Raw genomic sequence first — 22,263 nt, 5'->3', positions numbered from 1 at the left:
GCCCGGTTATGAAAAATCCGTCTTAAGAATCGCCCTGATTTTATCCAGTTTCTTATCATTCAGGACTAACTTACTAATATATTGCACGATTATCGGGCAATTCCAAGTTACCCTGTGCACAGGATTGTTACCCTCGGGAACAGTCTTTTTGTGCGCCAGGTAACATTTTCTCTTGCTCAGGCCGAACCACTCTCCGCAGGCCTTGCCTTTTTGCCGGCCAATTCAATCACTAATACCAACGCCAGCCCGAGCGCCGCCATTAACACCGCCAGCAGAATCTGGGGATCCTGCCCGTAAAGCGTTGTCCAGGTTTCCGGTGTCACCGGGGTCTGGCTCAACGGTACCTGATGCCCGGCACTGTTGGTACGCCAGCTGAGGGTTTCCTGCCAGGGCCAAACCTTACTCAAGGCGCCCACCATAAAGCCGGTGAGCAGCGCTAACACTGTGTCGTGAAAATGCCGAAAGGCCAGCGTAATCAGGCGCGCAACCGACAACAACCCAATCAGGCAACCCAGCACAAACAGCCCCAGATGGGTCACTTCAAGGTTTTTGATCGCGGCAAGAACAGGGGCGTACATGCCGATAATCAACAGCAGGAAGCTACCGGAGATACCGGGCAGAATCATGGCGCAGATAGCCAGCGCGCCAGCTCCCAGGAAGGCAATGCCCGTGGGCGCAAGTTCACTGGCCGGCAAGGTCGTCACCCACCAGGCAAAGACAGCCCCCGCCACAAACGGCACCAGCAAACCGGCCCGGGGCCGCTGGACCTGCTGACCAACATGCCAGACCGAGGCCACAATCAAACCGAAAAAGAAGCTCCAGATCAGAACTGGCTGGGTTTCGAGCAACCAGGTAATGACAGAGGCCAGGCTGGCAATACTCGACACAATCCCCGCCAGCAAACAGACCAGAAACGTCCCGTCGATGGCACGCCAGAACCCTGCCACATTGCCCCGCACCAGCTGGCGCACAAAGGCTACGGGAGCGGCACTGATGGCCTCCAGCAACCGGAAGTAGATACCGGTGATGAAGGCAATGGTGCCACCGGAAACGCCAGGCACAATATCTGCGGCGCCCATCGCCATACCCCTGAGAAATATGGCCGGCAGGCGATGATGGTACTCAGTCTGGCTTTGGTCTGTTCCCGATACCAACGATTCTGACATTAACGGATAACTCCACCCAACAAAGGCACAAAATGCACCGGTTCAAGATTGTGGCGCTCAAAGTGATTGCCTTTGCGGATAATCTCCACCAACACCTGATTCTCTTCCCCCACCGGGGCTATCAGCACGCCACCATCGGCCAGCTGATCCAGCAGTTCTCTGGGAACCTCCACCGGGGCTGCCGTTACGATGATGCCATCGAAGGGCCCTCGTTCTGGCCAGCCCATACCACCATCCGCATGTTTGAGCAGGACATTGCGCACGTTTAACTGGCGCAGCCGGTCCCGGGCGCGATCCTGGAGCGGGCGGATACGCTCAACGCTGTAGATCTCGGGGAACAGTTGCGAAAGCACGGCCGTCTGGTAACCGGAGCCGGTCCCCAGTTCCAGCACCCGTTGCGGCGCATGGGCCAGTAACAGCTCAGTCATCCGGGCGACGATGTAGGGTTGGGAAAGAGTCTGGCCATGCCCGATGGGCAGCGAAGTATCCTCGTAGGCCCGGTGTGACAACGCCTCATCCAGAAAAATATGCCGGGGCACCTGGCCAATCACCTCAAGCACCCGGTCAGACTCTATTCCCCCCTCACGCAGGCGCTGCACCAGACGCATGCGCGTGCGCCGTGATGTCATACCAATGCCTTCGAGCTGGGCCGTCATGGCTGACCTCCGGTACTCTCATCCATACCGTCAACCCACTCCCGGAGGCCAGACAAGGCTTCGTGCCGGGTCATATCTATGTGCACCGGGGTGATGGATACATAGCCTTCACGCACCGCATGAAAATCCGTACCCGGGCCTGCATCTCCGCCCTGACCCGCTGCCCCTATCCAGTATCGCTGCTTGCCTCTCGGGCAGGTCATCGGCACCGCACCTTCGGCCCGTTCCCGGTGCCCCAGACGGGTCACGCGGAACCCGCTAAGCCGTTCCCAGGGCAGATCCGGCACATTTACATTGAGAATGGAACGGGGGCCCAGTTTCAGGGCCTGCTTGTACTCCAGCAACAGCCGCACTACCCGGGCAGCCGTGTCGTAATGGAAGTGGCCATTGTTGACCAGCGATACAGCAATGGCAGGCAGCCCCAGATGGCGCCCCTCTGTAGCCGCGGCCACCGTACCCGAGTAGATGATGTCATCACCAAGATTGGCGTGGGTATTGATGCCCGATACAACCCGGTCAAACGCCGTGTCGAACAGACCGTTAACGGCCAGGTGTACGCAATCTGTTGGCGTTCCGTCGACAGACCGGAAACCATTGGGATGCTGCTCTACCGTAAGAGGCCGGTTCAGTGTCAGGGCATTACTGGCACCGCTGTGATCCCGGTCCGGGGCAACAACTTTCAGCTCCCCGAGGCCCTTCAGACCCTCATACAGCGCCACCAGACCCGGCGAATGAACGCCATCGTCGTTGGACAACAGAATTCGCACAATTATCTCCGCTAGCCTTACTACTTGTTATCACGGCTGAGGCTCAGGTCCTCAAGCTCGAAAAGGTCGCCCAATACCGTTGTGGCGTATTGCCCGGGCGACAACACAAACTGAACTCGCAGGGTGGTGGTATCCAGCCACTGCCATTTGAACTCACCCGGGTGGGCAACCAGGGGGCGCCGCTCCGGTTTCATGCGGGTGGACTGGAACAACCTGGCCAACCCCGGGCAGGCATCCACCACACCACGCTCAAGGGTTTCCTGCTCGCCCGAGGCCAGCGTACCGCCATCGCCCCAGAGTGGTCCGGTGGGCCCGGCACCTGAGGGTTCCGGCTCTCCCGGTAACACCTCGGTCCAGGTTCGATTGCTGACCCGCTCCGCAAGTACCTGATTGAACAGCCAGGAACGTGCCGCCGAAAAGTACAATACGTTTTTCGACGCGCTTCTGCCAGCGCGTCCGCGCTTGCGATTGAGCCGTGAGGGATCAATCTGTACCGCACGGTCGAGATTCCCTCCCTGAAAACCGAACCGCTGGGGACCAAAATAATTCGGAGCACCTTGACTCGCCAACCGCTCAAGCCCGGCTTCCACAAGCTCGCGCTGGCCCGTCACATTGCGCAGCACAATCTCAAAACCATTGGCCTGATGATCACCCCGCCTCAGTTTGCGGGAATGGCGAACCGCGGCCCGAACCGGCCAACGCTGGCCAACCTCTGCCATCAACGCCTGATCGTCCGCCTCCTGGCCTGGCCGATAAAGACTGAACCACTGAACCGTCACCGCATGCCGGTCTTTCAGGCCACAGAAACCAACATCGAAAGAACGACAGCCCGCCAGAGCCGCCAGCTCCCGGGCGACGTACTCGGTATTGTCACCGGTTTTCTCCAGCCGCAGGCAAAGGTGCTCACCGTCGCCGGATACCTCAACCGGACCTGGTGCCGCGGCATCCTCCTCCCGCTCCGGCCAGAGCAACTCCGTAACCCGAAAATCCTCGGGCGACGTTTTCAGTTCGGCCCGACCAACCCGAGCTCCGCCAGACACCGGCCAGTCCAACAGCCACTGAGAATCCTCACTCACTGGGGAACCGCCTCCAGCAGACACACGGCCTGACAGGCAATGCCTTCCCCACGCCCGGTGAAGCCCAGCTTTTCTGTGGTGGTGGCTTTCACACTCACCCGATTAGCCGGCACGCCCAGATCCTCGGCAATGTTCATCCGCATGGCCTCAATATGGGGCGCCATTTTCGGCGCCTGGGCAATGATCGTGGCATCAATATTGGTGACCGCGTACCCCTCATCCAGCACCCGCTGCATCACCCGCCGCAACAAATCCCGGCTGTCTGCACCGGCCCACTCCTCGCTGGAATCCGGAAAGAAATGGCCAATATCACCCAGCGCCACCGCGCCCAACAGCGCATCCGCAAGCGCATGCAACAGAACATCCCCGTCCGAGTGCGCCATGAGACCGTGGCTATGGGGAATTGTCACACCCCCAAGAATGACAGAATCGCCCTCACAGAAGGCATGGACATCAAAGCCCTGACCAATGCGCATGATCATCTCCGAAAACAGAACAGAATGCAGGGAATCACTGACGCCCGAGGATAAACTCCGCCAACGCCAGATCCGAGGGGACCGTAATTTTCAGATTATCCGGGCGCCCTTCCACCAGAACCGGCATGTTACCGGAAAACTCCATGGCAGAGGACTCATCCGTAATCGCCTGGCCACGTTCCAGACACAATGACAACGCCTGTTTTAACGCTCCGAACCGGAACATCTGCGGCGTCAACGCCCGCCACAACCTGCTCCGGTCAATGGTCTCACTCACCACCGGCAATGATCCGGCCTCGGCAAGCTTCAACGTATCCGCCACCGGCGCCGCCAGCAAACCACCCACCGGATGCTCAGACAACGTCTCAATCAGACGGGACAGATCTTCAGAATGAACACAGGGCCGCGCCGCATCATGTACCAGCACCCAGTCATTATCCGCGGCCTGCCCCTCCAGGGCTACCAGAGCCGACAACACCGAATCCGCCCGTTCTTTGCCCCCAGTACAGGTCTGCACCCGATCATCCCTCGCCGACTCACTCTCCGGCCACCAGTGGTCCTTCGGATTCAGCGGCACCATACAACCTTTAAACGGGGCGTTGTCCAACAAACGGGACAGGGTGATGTCCAGGATAAAACGGTTATTGATCCTGAGGTATTGCTTGGGGCATTCGGCTTTCATGCGCTGGCCGATACCGGCGGCGGGGACGATAAGCCAGAGATCTGGGGTACTCATAGACGGCTCTGCACAAGGTACGGAGAGTATCATGGGCCTTCTTTCCGGGAATTTCGGAGGCCATGGATGGCCGGAGAGAAGCGCACAGGGAAGTGCTTGTAGCGGTTCCCGGAAAGAAGGCCCATGATGCTCTATGCACCGAAGTTAATTCTCGACGACCAGAAAGAACGTCTCATCCTCACGAATCAGGCCAAGATTCATCCGGGCCCGCTCCTCAACGGCGCCCTGCTCATTGCGAAGATTCCGCACCTCCGCATAAAGCCGGTCATTCCGGGCCGCCAACTCGGCATTCTCCTCCCGCTGCTCGGCAATCGACTGCTCCAGGGCCCACACCTGCGCAAAACTGCCCTCCCCGATCCACAGGCGAACCTGCAGCAGGAGTATCAGCACTACCAGAATGGCCCAAAGCGATTTCATGCCGAATCCGTACAGAAAATGAACAACAATATAAACGAGTCGAGGGTCAAGTATAGACCTTATAGTAGATTAGCAACAATTTTCTGTAAGTCACTGTACAAAAAGGCCATCGTGTCTGAATTTTCATTCAGAACGCGATGGCCTTAACATTTTGTTACCTGCCGGAATGGACCGGCGGGTCAGAAAAGGTTGCTAATCCTCAACCCTGACCTTTGATTTCGCTCAGGCCACGGTAAGGTGCCTTGCCTTCCAGCGCCTCTTCAATACGCAGCAGCTGGTTGTACTTGGCAACCCGGTCGGAACGACACAGAGAACCAGTCTTGATCTGGCCAGCACAGGTAGCCACGGCCAGATCCGCAATGGTGGTATCTTCGGTTTCGCCGGAACGGTGAGAAATGACCGCCGTGTAGCCAGCATCCTGAGCCATCTTGATGGCATCCAGAGTCTCGGTCAGGCTACCGATCTGATTGAACTTGATCAGAATGGAATTACCAATGCCCTTCTCGATACCCTGCTTCAGAATCTTGGTGTTGGTGACAAAAAGGTCATCCCCGACCAGTTGAACCTTGCTGCCCAGTTTGTCGGTCAGCACTTTCCAGCCGTCCCAGTCGCTCTCGTCCATACCATCCTCGATGGACACAATCGGGTAACGGTCGCACAGGCCGGACAGGTAATCGGCAAAGCCTTCGGAATCGAAGCTCTTGCCCTCACCAGACAGCTGGTACTGGCCATCTTTGTAGAACTCGGAAGAGGCACAGTCCAGCGCCAGAGTGACGTCTTTGCCCAGTTCATAACCGGCTTTCTCGACGGCTTCCTTGATCGCCGCCAGGGCTGCTTCGTTGGACGGCAGGTTGGGGGCAAAACCGCCTTCGTCGCCTACGGCTGTATTCAGGCCCTGGGCCTTCAGCACTTTCTTGAGGCTATGGAAGATTTCGGCACCAACGCGCAGGGCTTCACCGAAGCTGTTCACGGAGACCGGCTGGACCATGAATTCCTGGATGTCGACGTTGTTGTCGGCGTGCTCACCACCGTTGAGGATGTTCATCATCGGCACCGGCATGGAGAATTTGCCGGAGGTGCCGTTTACATCGGCGATGTGCTCATACAGAGGCTTGCCCAGGGAGACAGCTGCGGCTTTGGCAGCAGCCAGGGATACGGCCAGGATGGCGTTGGCGCCCAGGTTGGCTTTGTTTTCGGTGCCGTCCAGGTCGATCATGATCTGGTCCAGACTGCGCTGGTCGGCGGCATCTTTACCCAGCAGGGCGTCACGAATCTGACCGTTGATGGCTTCAACGGCTTTGCGAACACCTTTACCGAGGTAACGGGAGGCGTCACCATCGCGCAGTTCCAGAGCTTCGCGGGAACCGGTAGAGGCGCCGGACGGTGCGCAAGCGCGGCCCAGTGTACCGTCTTCCAGGATGACGTCTGCTTCCACGGTGGGGTTACCACGGGAATCCAGAACCTCACGGGCTTTGATGTTGGCAATCTTGGTCATTCGTATGGTTCTCCAGATTTTATCTTCTAAACACTGAACAAGCTTTGAATTTTGGTGCAAGAGCAAACAACTGGAAGGCCTTGGCGAAAACCGCTACGAGCACATCCATGTGCGCTTCTCTCAGGCCATCCTTGGCCTTCGAAATTTTCGCCAAGGCCTTCCAGCCGTTTGCTCACGAAACCTGCAGTATGCCGTCAAACTGTTTAACGCCAGAAATCTGCGGGCTTTTAAATTGCCAACACCGCCAATCAGGCGGTGTCGATAGGTTTAAAACTTTTTACCAGATCGTCGACAGCTTTCACTCGCTCAAGGAACGGTTCCAGCTGGCTCAGGCGCAACGCGCAGGGGCCATCGCATTTGGCGTTATCCGGGTCTGGGTGAGCCTCAAGGAACAGGCCCGCCAGGCCCTGAGACATTCCCGCCAGGGCCAGGTCGGTGACCTGGGCACGACGCCCGCCGGCGGAGTCGGCACGACCGCCCGGCATCTGCAGGGCGTGGGTGACGTCGAAGAACACCGGCACGTTCATCTGTTTCATGATGCCAAAGCCGAGCATGTCCACCACCAGGTTGTTGTAGCCGAAGCTGGTGCCGCGTTCGCAGAGGATGATCTGGTCGTTGCCGGCTTCTTCGCACTTGGTGATGATATGCTTCATTTCCTGGGGTGCCAGGAACTGGGCTTTCTTGATGTTGATGACCGCACCGGTTTTGGCCATGGCCACCACCAGGTCAGTCTGGCGACTCAGGAAAGCAGGCAACTGTATGATGTCGCAGACTTCCGCCGCCGGGGCAGCCTGGCCGGGCTCGTGCACGTCCGAGATGATCGGTACGCCATACTTGCTCTTGATATCAGCCAGGATCTGCAACCCCTTGTCGAGGCCGGGGCCGCGGAAGGAGTTGACGGATGAGCGGTTGGCTTTGTCGAAGGACGCCTTGAATACGTACGGGATGCCCAGGCGAGTGCAGACATCCACATACTTTTGCGCGACTTCAAACGCCAGTTCCCTGGACTCAAGCACGTTCATGCCGCCGAACAGCACAAACGGCTTATCGTTGGCGATCTCAATGCCCGAGACGTTCAGGTTGCTGCGCGCCATAATCAGGATCCTTTCTTGTTCGCCAGCGCGGCTTCAACAAAGCCCTTGAACAGCGGATGGCCGTCGCGGGGTGTTGAGGTAAATTCCGGGTGGAACTGGCAGGCCACGAACCAGGGATGATCAGGTGCTTCCACCACTTCAACCAGTTTGCCATCGGCAGAGCGGCCGGAGATTTGCAGGCCTGCTTCTTCCAGTCTCGGCAGGAAGTGGTTGTTGACTTCGTAACGGTGACGATGGCGCTCACGAATGGTCTTCTTGCCGTAACAGCCAACGATGGTGGAGCCTTCGGTCAGCACACAATCCTGGGCCCCCAGACGCATAGTGCCGCCGAGGTCGGATTCTTCGGTGCGCTCTTCTTTTTCACCGGTGGCATCGAGCCATTCGGTGATCAGGCCGACAACCGGCTCCGGTGTGTGTTCACGGAATTCCGTGCTGTGGGCGTCTTTCAGGCCGGCCACGTTGCGGGCGTATTCGATAACCGCCACCTGCATACCCAGGCAGATGCCCAGATACGGCACCTTGTTTTCACGGGCGTACTGTACGGTGCGGATCTTGCCTTCCACGCCACGCTCACCAAAGCCACCGGGCACCAGAATGGCATCGGCGGATTCCAGCACGGAGGTGCCGTCGCGTTCGATGTCTTCGGAGTCGATGTAGTTGATGTTGACCTTGGTGCGGGTCTTGATACCGGCGTGCAGCAGGGATTCGATCAGGGACTTGTAGGCGTCCAGCAGCTCCATGTACTTGCCGACCATGGCGATGGTGACTTCATCCTGCGGATTCATCAGTGAATCCACAACCGCGTCCCATTCGCTCAGGTCTGCTTCACGGGCATCGAGACCGAAGCGTTCGATCACCAGCTGGTCCAGCCCGTATTCGTGCAGCATGCGCGGAATGGCGTAGATGGACCTGGCATCCTGCATCGGAATGACCGCACGCTCTTCCACGTTGGTGAACAGGGCAATCTTGCGACGGGAGCTGGCATCCACTTCGTGTTCAGAGCGGCACAGCAGGATATCCGGCTGCAGGCCGATGGAGCGCATTTCTTTCACGGAATGCTGGGTCGGCTTGGTTTTGATCTCGCCGGCGGTAGCAATGTACGGCACCAGCGTCAGATGCATGAACAGTGCACGCTGGGAGCCTACTTCCACCTTCAGCTGACGGCAGGCTTCCAGGAAGGGCAAGGACTCGATGTCACCCACCGTGCCACCAACTTCAATCAATGCCACATCGGCACCGGCTGCGCCTTCCACCACACGGCGTTTGATTTCATCGGTGATGTGCGGAATGACCTGAACGGTACCACCCAGATAATCGCCCCGACGCTCCTTGCGAATAACCTCTTCGTACACCCGGCCGGTGGTGAAGTTATTGCGCTTGGTCATTGGAGTGCGAATGAAACGCTCGTAGTGGCCAAGGTCGAGGTCGGTTTCCGCGCCATCTTCGGTGACGAAAACCTCACCGTGCTGGAACGGGCTCATGGTGCCGGGGTCCACGTTGATGTACGGGTCCAGCTTGAGAATGGTGACCTTCAGGCCGCGTGCCTCAAGGATGGCTGCCAGTGAGGCAGACGCAATACCTTTCCCCAATGAGGACACGACACCGCCGGTGACGAAAATATAACGCGTCATGCAGATTCCGTGATTATCTGGTTCGGTGAAGGAGGGAGATTATTCATCTCAAGATGGGACGCCAGACTACCAGAAAGCCCCTCTCTACTCAATCACAATCCCGCTCCACAATCAGCCGCCAGCCGGCGGCATGGGCGCCTCCGGAGTATTGTTCAGAACACCACAAATCGCCAATGGCAATCCATGCCTCTCCAGCCGCCGAGACCTCGTAAACCAGCGGCAGAGCCGCTCTCTCCCAGGGTGGCACGCCCTGCTCCTGCATCCAGGTTTTCAGCGATCGGGAGGGTAAATTGCTGCCGAACCGGATTCGCTCGCCGCCCTGCCTCGTAGATACCCTTATTTCCGGACAGGAGGCTTCCGTTGTAGCGCTCTGCGATGCAGGCACAAGCCGAAGGGTCCACCACCCCCACTCCATGACCTGGCCCGGCAACAAGGGCCTGGGACCCACAGGGATTGCGACCTGGGGCACCAGGTAAAGATGATCCCGATAACGGCGGATACAGAATCCGTCTCCACGAATTTCCGGAGTTCGATCCGACCCTGCATGAAGCAACTGGTCGAGTGCTGAGCACCAATCTGACAGCGCCGGAACCGGCAATCCCCGGCCATGAATCCACCAGCGCACCAGGTTCCGGCGCTCGATCTGCCCAAGTGCCGAGAACGGGGCCAGGCGGATTCGACCTTTATCGTCGCCGCAACTCTGCCATTGCAACTCCGCCAGCCTCTGACTCAGGGTTTCACTCTCGGCGCAGGCCCGGGCACTATGAGCAAGGCGCCTCAACAAACCCGGCCAACGCTGTTTAAGGCCCGGCATTACCGAGTGCCGCAGATAATTGCGGTCGTGTACTTCACTCTGGTTGCTGGGATCTTCTACCCAGCTTACCCCCTGCTCACGCGCCACCTGCTCCAATCGACTGCGGGATACGTCAAGCCAGGGCCGGTAGAGATGCCCCAGCCCGAGCGACCGGGCAGCAGGCATTCCGGCCAGACCGTTTACGCCAGTACCACGCAGCAGCCGGAACAGAACCGTTTCTGCCTGGTCGTCTGCATGGTGCGCCATCAGTAGAAGGTCGTTGTCTCCCAGAACCTTCCTGAAGACCTCGTAGCGCGCCGCTCTTGCTGACTCTTCGAGGCTCCCCGCGCCCGCAGCTACATTCACTCGACGCACCTGGAGTTCGACGCCCAGTCCAGCACAGAGATCGATACAGGCGCGCTCCGTCTGATCGTGATTGGACTGTAACTGATGATTGATATGCAACGCTCTGACGCGCGGATGGGCGGCCGCAACGACATGCAAAAGCAGGGATGAGTCCAGGCCGCCGCTCAGGGCGACCCAGAGTTCATCACAGGCGGGAAGTTTCTGAACCGGCCCGATCAGGTCTTCGGGCCAGGTATCCCGGCGAGCGGTGTTACCGCCCGCCGTCATAGCGGGTAAGACGCTCGTACCGGCGGGAAACCAGTTCATCCAGCGGCAATCGGCTCAGCTCAGCCACGCCCTGGGCCAGCGACGTCTTCAGGGTTTCCGCCATTTTTTCCGGATTACGGTGAGCGCCGCCCAGCGGCTCATCGATCACGTGATCCGCCACACCCAGCTCTTTCAGACGATCGGCGGTAACGCCCATGGCCTCAGCCGCCTGAGCAGCGTACTCGGCGCTCTTCCAGAGGATGGAGGCGCAGCCTTCCGGAGAAATAACGGCGTAGGTGGAGTACTGCAACATGTTGAGCTGGTCGCAGACACCGATCGCCAGTGCGCCACCGGAACCACCCTCGCCGATCACGGTAGAGATAATCGGAGTTTTCAGTCTCGACATCACCGCGAGGTTGAATGCGATGGCTTCACTCTGTCCGCGCTCTTCGGCACCGATACCGGGATAAGCGCCCGGGGTATCGATAAAGGTCAGAATCGGCATTTTGAAACGTTCAGCCATTTCCATCAGGCGCAGAGCCTTGCGATAACCTTCCGGACGAGGCATCCCGAAGTTGCGCTTGACCTTGTCCCGCACTTCACGACCCTTCTGGTGACCGATAATCATGACCGGCGTGTTGTCCAGGCGGGCCGTGCCGCCAATGATCGACAGGTCATCGGCGTAGCGTCGGTCACCATGTAGTTCATCGAAGTCTTCGAAGATCAGGTCGATGTAATCCTGGGTATAGGGCCGGCGTGGATGCCGTGCCAGACGAGCAATATCCCAGGACTTAAGGTCTGAGAAGATCGACTCCGTCAGGCTGATGCTCTTCTTTTTCAGGCGGCTGATTTCGTCGGTGATATTGATATCGGTGTCATTGCCCACCATGCGAAGCTCTTCGATCTTGGCTTCCAGGTCGGCGATCGGCTGTTCGAAATCCAGGTAGTTAGGGTTCATGATGTTCCATCATTTTATTGCCAGGCGGGCCGAAACCCGCCAAAACCAGAATTTGGGACAAAGATAGCAGCGCTGCCGGCACGGCTAAAGCGGACATTGGTCTTAATCATAGACCAGTTCCACAGACTGGTCGCCCACCAGGTGTTTCAGCTCGAACAACAGCGTGTCGTCTGGCTGTACCCGCCAGCTTTCACCCAGTTCGATACGTGTGCTGGCCTCGGCACTGCGGTACTCAATCCAGACCGGACTGCCTTCGTTACGAAACGGTCTGAGAGTATCATCCAGCTTGTCCAGAAGACCATTTTGCAACTGCTCTGAGCGCAACGCCAGTTTGATACCCCGGCTGAACTGCTGACGAGCAGTGGCCACATCCATCACACTACTGACCCGCATTTTCATCTGGCCGGAGTAGTCATCGTGGCTGACCTGTCCTTCCACCACAATCACCTGATCCGACTGCAGTAACTCCCGGTTCTCGAAGAAGGCCTCGGAAAACAGGGTAGCCTCAATCCGGGCACTGCGATCATCCAGGGTAATGAAACACATGGTAGAGCCGGTCTTGGTCTTCATGGTGCGCTGGGCCACCACCAGCCCGGCCACCCGCTGGGGCGATTTATTGGGTTTCAGATCGGCGATGGAGCAACGGACAAAACGGCGTACTTCCCGTTCGTATTCGTCAAAGGGATGTCCGGTAAGGTAGAGACCCAGAGTGTCCTTTTCACCTTTCAGGCGCTCTTTCTCCGGCCACTCCCGAACCTGGGCAACGTCCGCATAGGTGTCTTCATCATCGCCACCGCCCTCAAGCATCTCTCCGAACATGTCCACCATGCCGGCGGCATCGTTGCGGGACTGCTGATCCGCCTGCTGAATGGCCTTGTCGATACTGGCCATCAGCTTGGCGCGGTCGGCGCCCAGTTTATCCATGGCGCCAGAGCGAATCAGGGCTTCCATGGCCCGCTTATTGACCTTTTTCAGATCCACCCGGCGGCAGAAATCAAAGATATCCTGGAAGGGGCCTTCTTTGGCCGCTTCTACAATGCTCTCGATGGGCCCTTCACCGAGACCCTTGATCGCGCCCAGACCGTAGACAATCTGCCCCTGATCATTAACGGTAAAGGTATAGGCCGACCGGCTGACGTCCGGCACCAGCAAGTCCAGCTTCATGTTGCGGCACTCTTCCACCAGCGTCACCACCTTGTCGGTGTTCTGCATATCGGCAGTGAGTACCGCGGCCATAAACTCGGCCGGATAGTGGGCTTTCAGCCACAGAGTCTGGTAAGACACCAGCGCGTAGGCGGCGGAGTGGGATTTGTTGAAGCCGTAACCGGCGAATTTCTCCACCAGGTCAAAGATGTTTTCCGCCAGGGTCTTGTCTATGCCGTTGTTTTCACAACCGTCCAGGAAGATGGCTTTCTGCTTGGCCATTTCTTCAGGCTTTTTCTTACCCATGGCCCGGCGCAGCATGTCGGCGCCGCCAAGGGTATAGCCCGCCATCACCTGAGCGATCTGCATGACCTGCTCCTGGTACAGGATAACCCCGTAGGTGGGCTCCAGAACCGGCTTCAGGCCCGGATACTGGTAATCCGGGTGCGGGTAAGACAGCGGCTGACGGCCGTGCTTCCGGTCGATAAAGTCATCCACCATGCCGGACTGCAGCGGGCCCGGCCGGAACAGGGCAACCAGGGCGATCATGTCTTCCAGGGAATCCGGCTGCAGGCGGCGGATCAGATCTTTCATACCCCGGGATTCCAACTGGAATACCGCCGTGGTCTCTGCCTTCTTGAGCATGTCAAAAGAGGGCTTGTCGTCCAGCGGAATCGCGCTGATGTCGAGCTCGCCTTCCCCACGCTGCTGCCGGCGCGGGTTGATCATGTTCAGTGCCCATTTGATGATGGTCAGGGTTCGCAGGCCCAGAAAGTCAAATTTCACCAGGCCGGCGTCTTCCACATCGCCCTTGTCAAACTGGGTCACCAGACTGCCGCCTTCGTCATCACAGTAAAGCGGCGAAAAATCGGTGATCTTGGTGGGTGCGATCACCACGCCCCCGGCGTGCTTGCCGGCGTTGCGGCACACGCCTTCCAGCTTCAGAGCCATCTCCCAGATTTCCTGGGCTTCTTCATCCTGCTCCAGGAATTCCTTGAGCTGGGGCTCCTGCTCGATCGCCTTGTTCAGGGTCATGCCCACTTCAAAGGGGATCAATTTGGAGAGTTTGTCTGCCAGACCGTAGGATTTTCCCTGCACCCGGGCCACATCCCGCACCACCGCTTTGGCGGCCATGGTACCGAAGGTAATAATCTGGGAAACCGCTTCCCGGCCGTATTTCTGGGCGGTGTAGTCGATGACGCGGTCCCGGCCTTCCATGCAGAAGTCGACGTCGAAGTCCGGCATGGAGACCCGCTCCGGGTTAAGGAACCGCTCGAACAGCAGGTCGTATTCCAATGGATCCAGGTCCGTGATCAGCAGCGCATACGCCACCAGCGAGCCTGCACCGGAACCCCGGCCCGGCCCTACCGGAACGCCGTTGTTCTTGGCCCATTTGATGAAGTCCATTACGATCAGGAAGTAGCCGGGGAACCCCATCTGGATAATGATATCCAGCTCAAACTTCAGGCGCTTGTAATACTCTTCACGCTTTTGATCATACTCCGGATCGTCCTTGCTCAGGGTCTTCGCCAGCCGGGCTTCCAGTCCTTCTTCCGACACATGGCGAAAATATTCGTCCATGGTCATACCGTCCGGAATGGGGTAATTAGGCAGAAAGTATTCGCCCATCCGGACCTTCACCGAACAGCGCCTGGCGATTTCCACGGTGTTTTCCACGGCTTCCGGAATGTCCGAGAACAGCTCGATCATTTCCTCGGCGCTGCGAAGATATTGCTGGTCGCTGAACCGACGATCCCGCCTGGGATCGTCCAGAGTCCGGCTTTCTCCGATGCAGACCCGGGCTTCGTGGGCTTCAAAATCATCCGCCTCAAGGAAGTGAACGTCATTGGTCGCCACCACCGGCAAACCGAGTTCAGCCGCCAACTCCACACTCATGTGCAGACAATCCTCGTCACCGGCCCGCCCTGTGCGCTGCAGCTCCAGGTAATAACTGTCGGGATAGAGGTTTCGCCAGTAGTCTGCACGCTCCCTGGCCAGTTCCGGCTTCCCCGCCAGCAAGGCCTTGCCAACGTCCCCCATCTTGGCGCCGGACAGCACAATCAGGCCCTTGGCACGGGATTCCAGCCAGCTTTTCTGGACAATCGGCTTGCCGTAGCGCTGGCCTTCGGTATAGCCCTGGGAAATGATCTCCGTCAGGTTCAGGTAACCATCGTTGTCTCGGGCCAGCAAGGTCAGCCGGAACGGGGTTTCGGGCTCATCCGGATTCTCCAGCCAGATATCGGCACCGATAATGGGCTTGACGCCCGCGCCCATGGCGGCCTTGTAGAAACGTACCAGTGAGCACATGTTGGACTGTTCGGTCAGGCCAACCGCCGGCATGCCCAGTTCCGCGACCCGGCTGATCAACGGTTTGACCCGAACCAGGCCATCCACCATGGAGTATTCGGAGTGAACGCGCAGGTGTACAAAGGTGTTTGCCATGGTCATTCGCCAATCAGTGCTCGGATGTCTTCTTCGGTCTGGGGCCCGAATCGGGCCTCAATCAGGGTGCCTTCAGGATCCACAACGAAAGTGGCAGGCAGCGCCATCGGCACCTGCCAACCGAACCCGGGCCCCGGATCAGAGGCCAGCATGGTAAATTCAATCCCCATACGTTCGCCGAGTTCAACCAGCGGCACACCCGTAACGCCATCAAAATTAACCCCAAGCACCGCAATATCCGGAGCCTTGTCCAACTCGTTCAGCTCGGGGATTTCCTCAAGGCAGGGTTTGCACCACTCCGCCCAGTAATTCACCAGTACCCATTGGCCGCGGTACTTGTCCCAGTTGGCCAGGGTGCCGTCGGCCCGTTCCAGCTCGATCTTTTCACAACCTGAGACCAACAATAACATCAGCATGAGTACCGGCCATGCCAGCCAACGTGCGCCACTACAAAAGAGCCCGGACTGAGGGTACTGCAAGGGTTATCCTCCTGTTAGACTAACGCCCCGGAAAAGTCTGCAATCAATAGGTTAAACGGCCACGACCATGACAGAAGCTACCCGTATTTTCCATAACCCCAGGTGCTCAAAATCACGCCAGACCCTGGAACTGTTGCAGCAAAAGGGCATCGAACCGGAGATTATACGCTACCTTGAGACGCCACCGACAGAGCAGGAACTTCTACACATTCTGGACCTGCTTGGTTGCGAACCCAGGGAGCTCATGCGAACCAAGGAAGCCGAATACCGGAAACAAGGGCTGGACAACCCGGATCTCAGCCGCGAAGCCCTGATACGTGCCATGGCAAACACACCGAAGCTGATTGAGCGCCCGATCGTACTGGCCAATGGCAAGGCTGCCGTCGGCCGGCCTCCAGAAAACGTACTGGACATTCTCTGACTACCAGGGCTACCCATGACAGAAACAACTCCCTATGTGCTGGTGCTCTACTACAGCCGCAACGGACAGACCGCCGAGATGGCCACACAGATCGGCCGCGGCGTTGCCAGAGTGGCAGGAATAGAAGCCAGAATCCGGACGGTTCCGCCGGTTTCCCCGGATACCGCCGCCAGCCTGCCCCCGGTTCCGGATGCGGGAGCCCCCTATGCCACCAAAGCCGACCTGGCGGAGTGCGCCGGGCTGGCCATGGGTAGCCCGACCCGCTTCGGGAACATGGCAGCGCCACTCAAGCACTTTCTGGACGGCACCGGCGACCTCTGGCTCAACGGCAAACTGGCCGGCAAACCGGCAGGCGCCTTTACCTCCACCGGCAGCCTGCACGGGGGCCAGGAAACCACCCTGCTGACCATGATGATGCCGTTACTGCATCACGGCATGGTACTGTGTGGCCTGCCCTATTCCGAAAGCGCGCTCAACGAGACCGCCACCGGAGGCACACCGTATGGCCCCTCCCACTGGGCCGGCACCGGTGAACAGCAGGCCCTGAGTGACCATGAGAAAACCCTGTGCCAGGCCTTCGGTGAACGCCTCGCCAGACTGGCCCTGAAACTGGCCAACTAAACTGGACCAAACTTTCAAACAACCCTTAATGCGGACTGCTCCATGCTCCACAACGACAAAGCCAGAAATACCGCACGCCTGACCATCGCCCTTTACCTCGCCGTGCTCGCCACCCTGCTGGTCACTACGTTCTGGCCCGCACCGGTGGAGGGTGTTTCCATACCCCTGATGCTGACCGTCAAACTCCTGCCGCTGCTAGCGTTCGCGGTACCGGTTTTCCGGGGTCACAACCGGGGTTATATCTGGCTGGCGTTTGTGGTGATTTTCTACTTCACTCAGGCCGTGGTTTCAGCCTGGCTGTCGGAGGGCGCCGCCGGTCCTGTGACACTGACTATCCTGACGTTCCTGTTGTTTACCGTTGCCATGGTGCATCTCAAGGTCAATCGACCGGTTGCAAACTGATGTTGCTGGCTCCCGGAGGCACATAGATGGCGAATGACATCGTGACCATGCCAGCACCGCCGCATCGCCAGACCCTGACCCTGAGGGACATCTGTTCAGCGCTGGTGGAAAGCGGCGAGATCGCCCAGCGAGATGCTGAAAAAGTACTGACGGCCAATCTCGGTGCCGCCTCGGGTGCCGGCCATACGCCACAACGACATCCTCTCGAGCTGGTGGCAATTGCCGCACTGACCAGCCAGCGGGACGGCCGAACTCTTGATCTGGAGCGGCTGACCCATTGGCTTGCCCGTTGGGGTGGACAGGACTACTACCATATCGATCCGCTTAAGATCGACACGCCGGCCATCGCGCGGGTGATGTCCTACGCCTTCGCCCAGCGCCATGGCATTCTCGCGGTGGAGATCACCCCGGATGAAGTCGTGATTGCCAGCACCGAACCTTTCAAGCGGGAATGGGAAAGCAACCTCCGCCAGGCGGTACGCAAGGACATTCGCCGGGTGGTCGCCAATCCAGAGGATATCCGCCGTTACACCGTCGAGTTCTATCAACTGGCAAGCTCGGTCAGCAAAGCCAGTGGCGGCCAGTCGTCAAGCGGCACCGGCAATCAGAATTTCGAACAGTTACTGGACCTGGGCGCCAGCGAGAATCCGGACGCCAACGACCAGCATGTAGTCAAAATTGTTGACTGGCTGCTGCAATATGCCTTCGAGCAACGGGCCTCGGACATTCACATAGAGCCCCGCCGCACGGTTACCCAGGTGCGGTTCCGGATCGACGGTGTGCTGCACAATGTCTACGAATTCCCGGAACACGTTGGCGTGGCCGTGACCAGCCGCCTGAAAATCCTCGGGCGCCTGAACGTGGCCGAAAAACGTCGGCCCCAGGACGGCCGCATCAAAACCCGCAAACCCGACAACAGCGAAGTGGAGCTGCGCCTGGCCACCATGCCAACGGCGTTCGGCGAAAAAATGGTGATGCGGATTTTTGACCCGGAGGTACTGCTCAAATCCTTCGAGCAACTGGGCTTCAGCAAGGAAGACCGGGAACGCTGGCAAACCATGACCTCGCGGCCCCACGGTATCGTGCTGGTAACCGGGCCCACCGGTTCCGGTAAAACCACCACGCTGTATTCCACGCTCAAACAACTGGCATCTCCGGAGCTCAACATCTGCACCATTGAGGATCCGATCGAGATGGTGGAGCCCGCATTCAACCAGATGCAGGTGCAAACCAATATCGACCTGACCTTTGCCCACGGTGTGCGTGCTCTGCTGCGGCAGGACCCGGACATCATCATGATCGGTGAGATCCGGGATCTGGAAACGGCTGAAATGGCAGTGCAGGCAGCGCTGACCGGGCATCTGGTTCTCTCAACGCTGCATACCAACGACGCCCCCAGCGCCATCACCCGCCTGATGGAGCTGGGCATTCCGCCCTATCTGATCCGGGCCACGGTACTCGGCGTGATGGCCCAGCGACTGGCGCGTACGCTCTGCCCGCACTGCAAGCAGCCCGGGGAGTCGGATGCTCACGCCTGGCAGACGCTGACCCGGCCGTGGAAGGCACTGCTGCCCCGGCAGTTCTACCAGCCGGTCGGCTGCCTGGAATGCCGGAACACCGGTTACATGGGCCGAGCCGGGGTATACGAGATTATGGCCCTGTCAGACAAACTCACCCGCCAGATCACCGATCACTGCGAGCTGGAACAGCTTCGGTTGGATGCCTACAAAGAAGGCATGAAGTCGCTTCGGCTCAATGGCGCCCAGAAAGTGGCAGCGGGACTGACCACGGTGGAGGAAATTCTGAGAGTAACGCCGGAAAGCCAACGCTGAGTAAAACGGACAATCAGGCGCCCGGACGAAGCCCGCACTGCCCCAACAGATCCTGCCAGTGCCGGGTATGCCGCATCATGGCCTGATCCAGTTCCTGCCAGAGGCTATTCTTGGTATCAGCCGCCAGATGGCGCTGGTACCAGGGCGTAAAACTCTCAGGCATCACGGCTTGCTGCTGCCTGGCGAGTTCCGCAAAGCCTGCAATCAGCGAATCCCGTGCCCGGCTGACATCACTCATGTACGGCTGGATTTTTCCGATATAGATACTGAGGAAGAAGTTCTGAACAATTTCCGACTGGTTATTGGGCTGGCCGTTGAGACACAGCGGCCTGCCCTCCAATCGAGTGCCGAGCAGCTCGGTGCCGGCATTCAGGGTGCTGATCAGCAAGCGCGCGCTGTTAATAGTCTGGCCCGCCAGCACATCCGCCTGCCAGCGCTGATGAACCTGGCCGAGGTTCTCCAGAGATAGCTCAAGCTTATCAGCCAGTATGGCTTCCACCTGGCGGTTCAACTGCTGCAGATCCCTGACCAGATCCGACGCGGGATTACCCGCTTCCGCCACCGGATAATAGCCTTTAGACAGGGTAAACTGGCGCTCCACCTCTTCGGTCCCCCAGGTGGCATTCCAGACCGCCAGCGGCAGACTGTCCCGTTTGCTTTCAATGGCGGATTCCAGAGCTTCTGTGAGTTCCTCGTCGTCTACCTGGGGCAGACAGGCCTCCGCAGCTCGGATAAAACGAATCTCATAGCGTAACTGATTGATGGGCTGCATCACCTTGCCCATCACGGAATTGCGTTCGCCCACCACATACTGAAGCTCGCAGCCGTACAGCGACAGAAAATCCAGCATGCCCAGATCCAGCTCCGGCAGGGCAAGTATACGTTCTCTCCGCCTGGGTGGAATGGAGGCGGCGGGCAGCTCGGCCCTGGGAACGGGCGCGGTATCGAGTACCCGGGCCAAACGTTCCAGGTACTCATCGGTGAGGGATTCAGCGTCTGAAAAGGGATTGCACCCGAGCAGGCTCAGTGCACACACAGCCGGTACCAGCCATGAATACCAGCGGCGCCCGGGCATGAATCACCTCCTATCGTTTGCGCAACAGCGCATCAACCTCCGAAAAATCCCTGGCCACGACCCGAGCGGTACCCGGCAGTTCGCCCTCTCGTACCAGCCAGGCGGTTTTCAGGCCGGCTTCCTCGGCGGCACGCAGCTCTTCCTCAACATCGGACAGAAACAGCACTGTGCCCGCGTCTACCCCCAGCTCCGCAAGAATGTTGCGATAGGACTGGGACTCCTTTTTGCCCCCGACGGCCGTGTCGAAATAACCAGAGAAGAAAACCGTGAAGTCGCCTTCATTGCTATGACCGAAGATCAGCTTCTGGGCCTTGACGGACCCGGAAGAATATACGAACAGTCTCAGGCCCCGATCATGCCAGCGCTGGAGATAATCCGCGGCATCCGGATAGATATGGCCTTTCAGTTCACCGCTGTGATACCCCTGCTCCCAGACCATGCCCTGCAGCGCCTTTAGTGAACCCTCCTTGCGGTCTTCGGCAATCCACCCTTGCAGTACATCGATGAGGCCATCGATGTCTTTCCGGTCGGTACCGCTGATCTCTGCCACCCGAGCCAGCTGTTCCGCCACCGCCGGCAGAGTGTGGTGGTTGGCCCGGATAAACCCTGGCAGGTGCTCGCTGGCGTAGGGAAACAGGACATCGTGCACGAAGGAGATCGAACTGGTGGTGCCCTCAATGTCCGTCAGAATCACTCGAATCATCAGGCCCCTCCCGCCAGGCTCTCATAACGTGGCAGCCGGGAAGCGATATCCTCACCGGTAAAGCTCGCAACCCAGCCTTCCGGGTTGCTGAATAACCGGATACAGGTGAACTCAGGCTCCGGCCCCATATCAAACCAGTGCCGGGTGCCGTCAGGCACACTGATCAGGTCATTCTTCTCGCACAGCAGCGCGTATACCTGGTCACCGAAGTGCAGGTAAAACAACCCCTGACCACGAACGAAGAAGCGCACTTCGTCCTCGCTGTGGGTGTGCTCATCCAGAAATTTCTGGCGGAACGCGTCTTTCTGGGGGTGATCCGCGGTCAGGCTGACCACGTCGGCGGTCTGAAATCCCCAGTCCTGCTTGAGCTTTGCCACTTCGTCGGCGTAGGCCTCAAGAATCTCTTCCTGGGTGGCGTCGGCCGGCAGATCGCGGGTTGCCCAACGGTCAAAATGCACGCCGTGGGTGCTCAGCTTTTCCCGGATCGTCGCCGGGTCGGTCACAACCGTGTGCGCCTGCTCGGGCTGGTTCTGATGAAAAATGCTCAGGGTGGTCATCGGCGTAACCTCATGGTTTCAAGTTCGCATTCAAAGAGAAATTCAAAGGCTTCAATATGGCGCAGGCAGTCGGCCATGGTGCGACCCCAGGTGTAAAGACCGTGGCCGCGGATAAGGTATCCAGGCTGTTCCGGATGGCGGGCAAACCAGTCCCGGGTTTCTTCAGCCAGTGCCGGAATGTCCTGGGTGTTGTCGAAAACGGGAACAATCAGCCTACCTTCATGGGTTTGCACGCCACTGAAAGCTTTCTGTAATTCATAGCCTTCCAGCTCCAGTGCCTGCCCCGCCGGGGTCAGGCGGCTGAGCACGGTAGCCTTGACCGAGTGCGTATGCAGAACGGCGCCAACCTCGGGATAAAGCTGATAGATCACCGTGTGCAGAAGGGTTTCTGCCGACGAGCGACAGTCGCTTTGTACCGGCTGGCCGTGCAGATCCACCACCATGACGTCGCCTGCGCCCAACTGGCCCTTGTGCCGGCCAGATACCGTAATCGCCACATGGTCGCCATCGATACGGGCCGAATAATTACTACTGGTGGCGGGCGACCAGCCGCGGTCGTAAAGAAAGCGGCCGGCCTCGACGATGGATTGGGCGGCGGTGGCGTAGCGGGTTACATCAAACACAGGCATCCTCCGGGTTGGTACGAGCCCTGCCCGGGCGCGAATCTGGCGCCATTATAGAACCACCCCAGCCCGGGTAAAACCGATTCCG

General features: G+C 58.7%; 22 protein-coding genes. 4 read left to right on the top strand and 18 right to left on the bottom strand.

Going from position 1 to position 22,263, the window contains the following annotated elements; translation table 11 throughout:
- Positions 1–176 precede the first annotated feature (176 nt).
- The 14 genes from JIF53_RS02265 to JIF53_RS02200 all read right to left on the bottom strand — a co-directional run bounded on the left by JIF53_RS02265 (position 177) and on the right by JIF53_RS02200 (position 15,941).
- On the bottom strand, positions 177–1,166 hold the full coding sequence (locus JIF53_RS02265; protein WP_011784444.1) for a DUF368 domain-containing protein: 990 nt from the start codon (positions 1,164–1,166) through the stop codon (positions 177–179).
- Positions 1,166–1,822 (bottom strand): protein-L-isoaspartate(D-aspartate) O-methyltransferase, encoded by a 657-nt coding sequence (locus tag JIF53_RS02260; RefSeq protein ID WP_011784443.1) that lies wholly within the window; start codon positions 1,820–1,822, stop codon positions 1,166–1,168. Before JIF53_RS02260 ends, JIF53_RS02265 begins: the two co-directional genes overlap by 1 nt.
- The gene (surE, locus tag JIF53_RS02255; RefSeq protein ID WP_011784442.1) at positions 1,819–2,589 is read right to left on the bottom strand and encodes a 5'/3'-nucleotidase SurE; all 771 of its coding nucleotides are present in this window, start codon (positions 2,587–2,589) and stop codon (positions 1,819–1,821) included. The genes JIF53_RS02260 and surE overlap by 4 nt, the downstream gene beginning before the upstream one ends.
- Before the next feature lie 20 nt (positions 2,590–2,609).
- Entirely contained in the window at positions 2,610–3,665 is a 1,056-nt protein-coding gene (gene truD, locus JIF53_RS02250; protein ID WP_199451763.1) for a tRNA pseudouridine(13) synthase TruD, read from the bottom strand.
- Positions 3,662–4,141, bottom strand: a complete 480-nt coding sequence (gene ispF, locus JIF53_RS02245; RefSeq protein WP_199451762.1) for a 2-C-methyl-D-erythritol 2,4-cyclodiphosphate synthase — start codon at positions 4,139–4,141, stop codon at positions 3,662–3,664. The genes truD and ispF overlap by 4 nt, the downstream gene beginning before the upstream one ends.
- A 34-nt stretch (positions 4,142–4,175) precedes the next feature.
- Entirely contained in the window at positions 4,176–4,877 is a 702-nt protein-coding gene (ispD, locus tag JIF53_RS02240) for a 2-C-methyl-D-erythritol 4-phosphate cytidylyltransferase (protein ID WP_199451761.1), read from the bottom strand.
- Between the two features lie 144 nt (positions 4,878–5,021).
- Positions 5,022–5,294 carry a septum formation initiator family protein gene (locus JIF53_RS02235; protein ID WP_011784438.1) on the bottom strand — a complete coding sequence of 91 codons (273 nt, stop codon included), beginning with the start codon at positions 5,292–5,294 and terminating at the stop codon, positions 5,022–5,024.
- Between the two features lie 199 nt (positions 5,295–5,493).
- A complete protein-coding gene (eno, locus tag JIF53_RS02230) occupies positions 5,494–6,789 on the bottom strand; it encodes a phosphopyruvate hydratase (RefSeq protein ID WP_011784437.1) in 1,296 nt (431 codons plus the stop codon).
- 248 nt (positions 6,790–7,037) lie between these two features.
- Positions 7,038–7,883 carry a 3-deoxy-8-phosphooctulonate synthase gene (gene kdsA / locus JIF53_RS02225; RefSeq protein ID WP_199451760.1) on the bottom strand — a complete coding sequence of 282 codons (846 nt, stop codon included), beginning with the start codon at positions 7,881–7,883 and terminating at the stop codon, positions 7,038–7,040.
- 2 nt (positions 7,884–7,885) lie between these two features.
- Positions 7,886–9,514, bottom strand: a complete 1,629-nt coding sequence (locus tag JIF53_RS02220) for a CTP synthase (RefSeq protein WP_011784435.1) — start codon at positions 9,512–9,514, stop codon at positions 7,886–7,888.
- Between the two features lie 88 nt (positions 9,515–9,602).
- A complete protein-coding gene (tilS, locus tag JIF53_RS02215; protein WP_199451759.1) occupies positions 9,603–10,940 on the bottom strand; it encodes a tRNA lysidine(34) synthetase TilS in 1,338 nt (445 codons plus the stop codon).
- On the bottom strand, positions 10,924–11,877 hold the full coding sequence (gene accA, locus JIF53_RS02210; protein ID WP_011784433.1) for an acetyl-CoA carboxylase carboxyl transferase subunit alpha: 954 nt from the start codon (positions 11,875–11,877) through the stop codon (positions 10,924–10,926). Before accA ends, tilS begins: the two co-directional genes overlap by 17 nt.
- A 102-nt stretch (positions 11,878–11,979) precedes the next feature.
- On the bottom strand, positions 11,980–15,462 hold the full coding sequence (gene dnaE, locus JIF53_RS02205) for a DNA polymerase III subunit alpha (RefSeq protein ID WP_228285445.1): 3,483 nt from the start codon (positions 15,460–15,462) through the stop codon (positions 11,980–11,982).
- A gap of 2 nt (positions 15,463–15,464) precedes the next feature.
- A complete protein-coding gene (locus JIF53_RS02200) occupies positions 15,465–15,941 on the bottom strand; it encodes a TlpA family protein disulfide reductase (protein ID WP_141067926.1) in 477 nt (158 codons plus the stop codon).
- Positions 15,942–16,008: 67 nt separating this feature from the next.
- Between JIF53_RS02200 and arsC the strand changes: the two genes are divergently transcribed.
- From arsC to JIF53_RS02180, 4 genes are read left to right on the top strand one after another with little or no spacing between them, the layout of a single operon-like run.
- A complete protein-coding gene (gene arsC, locus JIF53_RS02195) occupies positions 16,009–16,362 on the top strand; it encodes an arsenate reductase (glutaredoxin) (RefSeq protein WP_199451757.1) in 354 nt (117 codons plus the stop codon).
- A 15-nt stretch (positions 16,363–16,377) separates the two neighbouring features.
- Positions 16,378–16,983 carry an NAD(P)H:quinone oxidoreductase gene (wrbA, locus tag JIF53_RS02190; protein ID WP_023007903.1) on the top strand — a complete coding sequence of 202 codons (606 nt, stop codon included), beginning with the start codon at positions 16,378–16,380 and terminating at the stop codon, positions 16,981–16,983.
- A 42-nt stretch (positions 16,984–17,025) separates the two neighbouring features.
- Positions 17,026–17,385, top strand: a complete 360-nt coding sequence (locus JIF53_RS02185) for a DUF2069 domain-containing protein (protein WP_014421925.1) — start codon at positions 17,026–17,028, stop codon at positions 17,383–17,385.
- A gap of 38 nt (positions 17,386–17,423) precedes the next feature.
- Entirely contained in the window at positions 17,424–19,217 is a 1,794-nt protein-coding gene (locus tag JIF53_RS02180; RefSeq protein WP_370231760.1) for a GspE/PulE family protein, read from the top strand.
- Positions 19,218–19,230: 13 nt separating this feature from the next.
- Here the strand turns inward: JIF53_RS02180 and JIF53_RS02175 are convergent, their stop codons facing one another.
- Genes JIF53_RS02175 through JIF53_RS02160 form a run of 4 tightly spaced genes read right to left on the bottom strand, consistent with a single transcriptional unit; the run spans position 19,231 to position 22,175 of the window.
- Positions 19,231–20,292 (bottom strand): DUF3080 domain-containing protein, encoded by a 1,062-nt coding sequence (locus JIF53_RS02175; RefSeq protein ID WP_199451756.1) that lies wholly within the window; start codon positions 20,290–20,292, stop codon positions 19,231–19,233.
- 10 nt (positions 20,293–20,302) lie between these two features.
- Positions 20,303–20,995 carry an acireductone synthase gene (mtnC, locus tag JIF53_RS02170; RefSeq protein ID WP_199451755.1) on the bottom strand — a complete coding sequence of 231 codons (693 nt, stop codon included), beginning with the start codon at positions 20,993–20,995 and terminating at the stop codon, positions 20,303–20,305.
- Positions 20,995–21,552: a 1,2-dihydroxy-3-keto-5-methylthiopentene dioxygenase gene (locus tag JIF53_RS02165; protein WP_199451754.1), complete on the bottom strand. Its 558-nt coding sequence runs from the start codon at positions 21,550–21,552 to the stop codon at positions 20,995–20,997. The genes mtnC and JIF53_RS02165 overlap by 1 nt, the downstream gene beginning before the upstream one ends.
- Positions 21,549–22,175, bottom strand: a complete 627-nt coding sequence (locus JIF53_RS02160; protein WP_199451753.1) for a methylthioribulose 1-phosphate dehydratase — start codon at positions 22,173–22,175, stop codon at positions 21,549–21,551. Before JIF53_RS02160 ends, JIF53_RS02165 begins: the two co-directional genes overlap by 4 nt.
- Positions 22,176–22,263 lie beyond the last annotated feature (88 nt).

It is taken from the genome of Marinobacter sp. bablab_jr008 (genome assembly GCF_016464145.1).
Classification (GTDB): Bacteria; Pseudomonadota; Gammaproteobacteria; order Pseudomonadales; family Oleiphilaceae; genus Marinobacter; species Marinobacter nauticus.
Note: the sequence above shows the minus strand (reverse complement) of the source record. Positions and strands in the feature narration are given on the sequence as shown.

Bases quoted from the DNA above. Each gene is read 5' to 3' on its own strand.
- JIF53_RS02265 (WP_011784444.1), bottom strand. From the start codon at position 1,166: ATGTCAGAATCGTTGGTATCGGGAACAGACCAAAGCCAGACTGAGTAC.
- JIF53_RS02260 (WP_011784443.1), bottom strand. From the start codon at position 1,822: ATGACGGCCCAGCTCGAAGGCATTGGTATGACATCACGGCGCACGCGC.
- ispF (WP_199451762.1), bottom strand. From the start codon at position 4,141: ATGCGCATTGGTCAGGGCTTTGATGTCCATGCCTTCTGTGAGGGCGAT.
- ispD (WP_199451761.1), bottom strand. From the start codon at position 4,877: ATGAGTACCCCAGATCTCTGGCTTATCGTCCCCGCCGCCGGTATCGGC.
- JIF53_RS02235 (WP_011784438.1), bottom strand. From the start codon at position 5,294: ATGAAATCGCTTTGGGCCATTCTGGTAGTGCTGATACTCCTGCTGCAG.
- eno (WP_011784437.1), bottom strand. From the start codon at position 6,789: ATGACCAAGATTGCCAACATCAAAGCCCGTGAGGTTCTGGATTCCCGT.
- kdsA (WP_199451760.1), bottom strand. From the start codon at position 7,883: ATGGCGCGCAGCAACCTGAACGTCTCGGGCATTGAGATCGCCAACGAT.
- JIF53_RS02220 (WP_011784435.1), bottom strand. From the start codon at position 9,514: ATGACGCGTTATATTTTCGTCACCGGCGGTGTCGTGTCCTCATTGGGG.
- tilS (WP_199451759.1), bottom strand. From the start codon at position 10,940: ATGACGGCGGGCGGTAACACCGCTCGCCGGGATACCTGGCCCGAAGAC.
- accA (WP_011784433.1), bottom strand. From the start codon at position 11,877: ATGAACCCTAACTACCTGGATTTCGAACAGCCGATCGCCGACCTGGAA.
- dnaE (WP_228285445.1), bottom strand. From the start codon at position 15,462: ATGGCAAACACCTTTGTACACCTGCGCGTTCACTCCGAATACTCCATG.
- arsC (WP_199451757.1), top strand. From the start codon at position 16,009: ATGACAGAAGCTACCCGTATTTTCCATAACCCCAGGTGCTCAAAATCA.
- wrbA (WP_023007903.1), top strand. From the start codon at position 16,378: ATGACAGAAACAACTCCCTATGTGCTGGTGCTCTACTACAGCCGCAAC.
- JIF53_RS02185 (WP_014421925.1), top strand. From the start codon at position 17,026: ATGCTCCACAACGACAAAGCCAGAAATACCGCACGCCTGACCATCGCC.
- JIF53_RS02175 (WP_199451756.1), bottom strand. From the start codon at position 20,292: ATGCCCGGGCGCCGCTGGTATTCATGGCTGGTACCGGCTGTGTGTGCA.
- mtnC (WP_199451755.1), bottom strand. From the start codon at position 20,995: ATGATTCGAGTGATTCTGACGGACATTGAGGGCACCACCAGTTCGATC.
- JIF53_RS02165 (WP_199451754.1), bottom strand. From the start codon at position 21,552: ATGACCACCCTGAGCATTTTTCATCAGAACCAGCCCGAGCAGGCGCAC.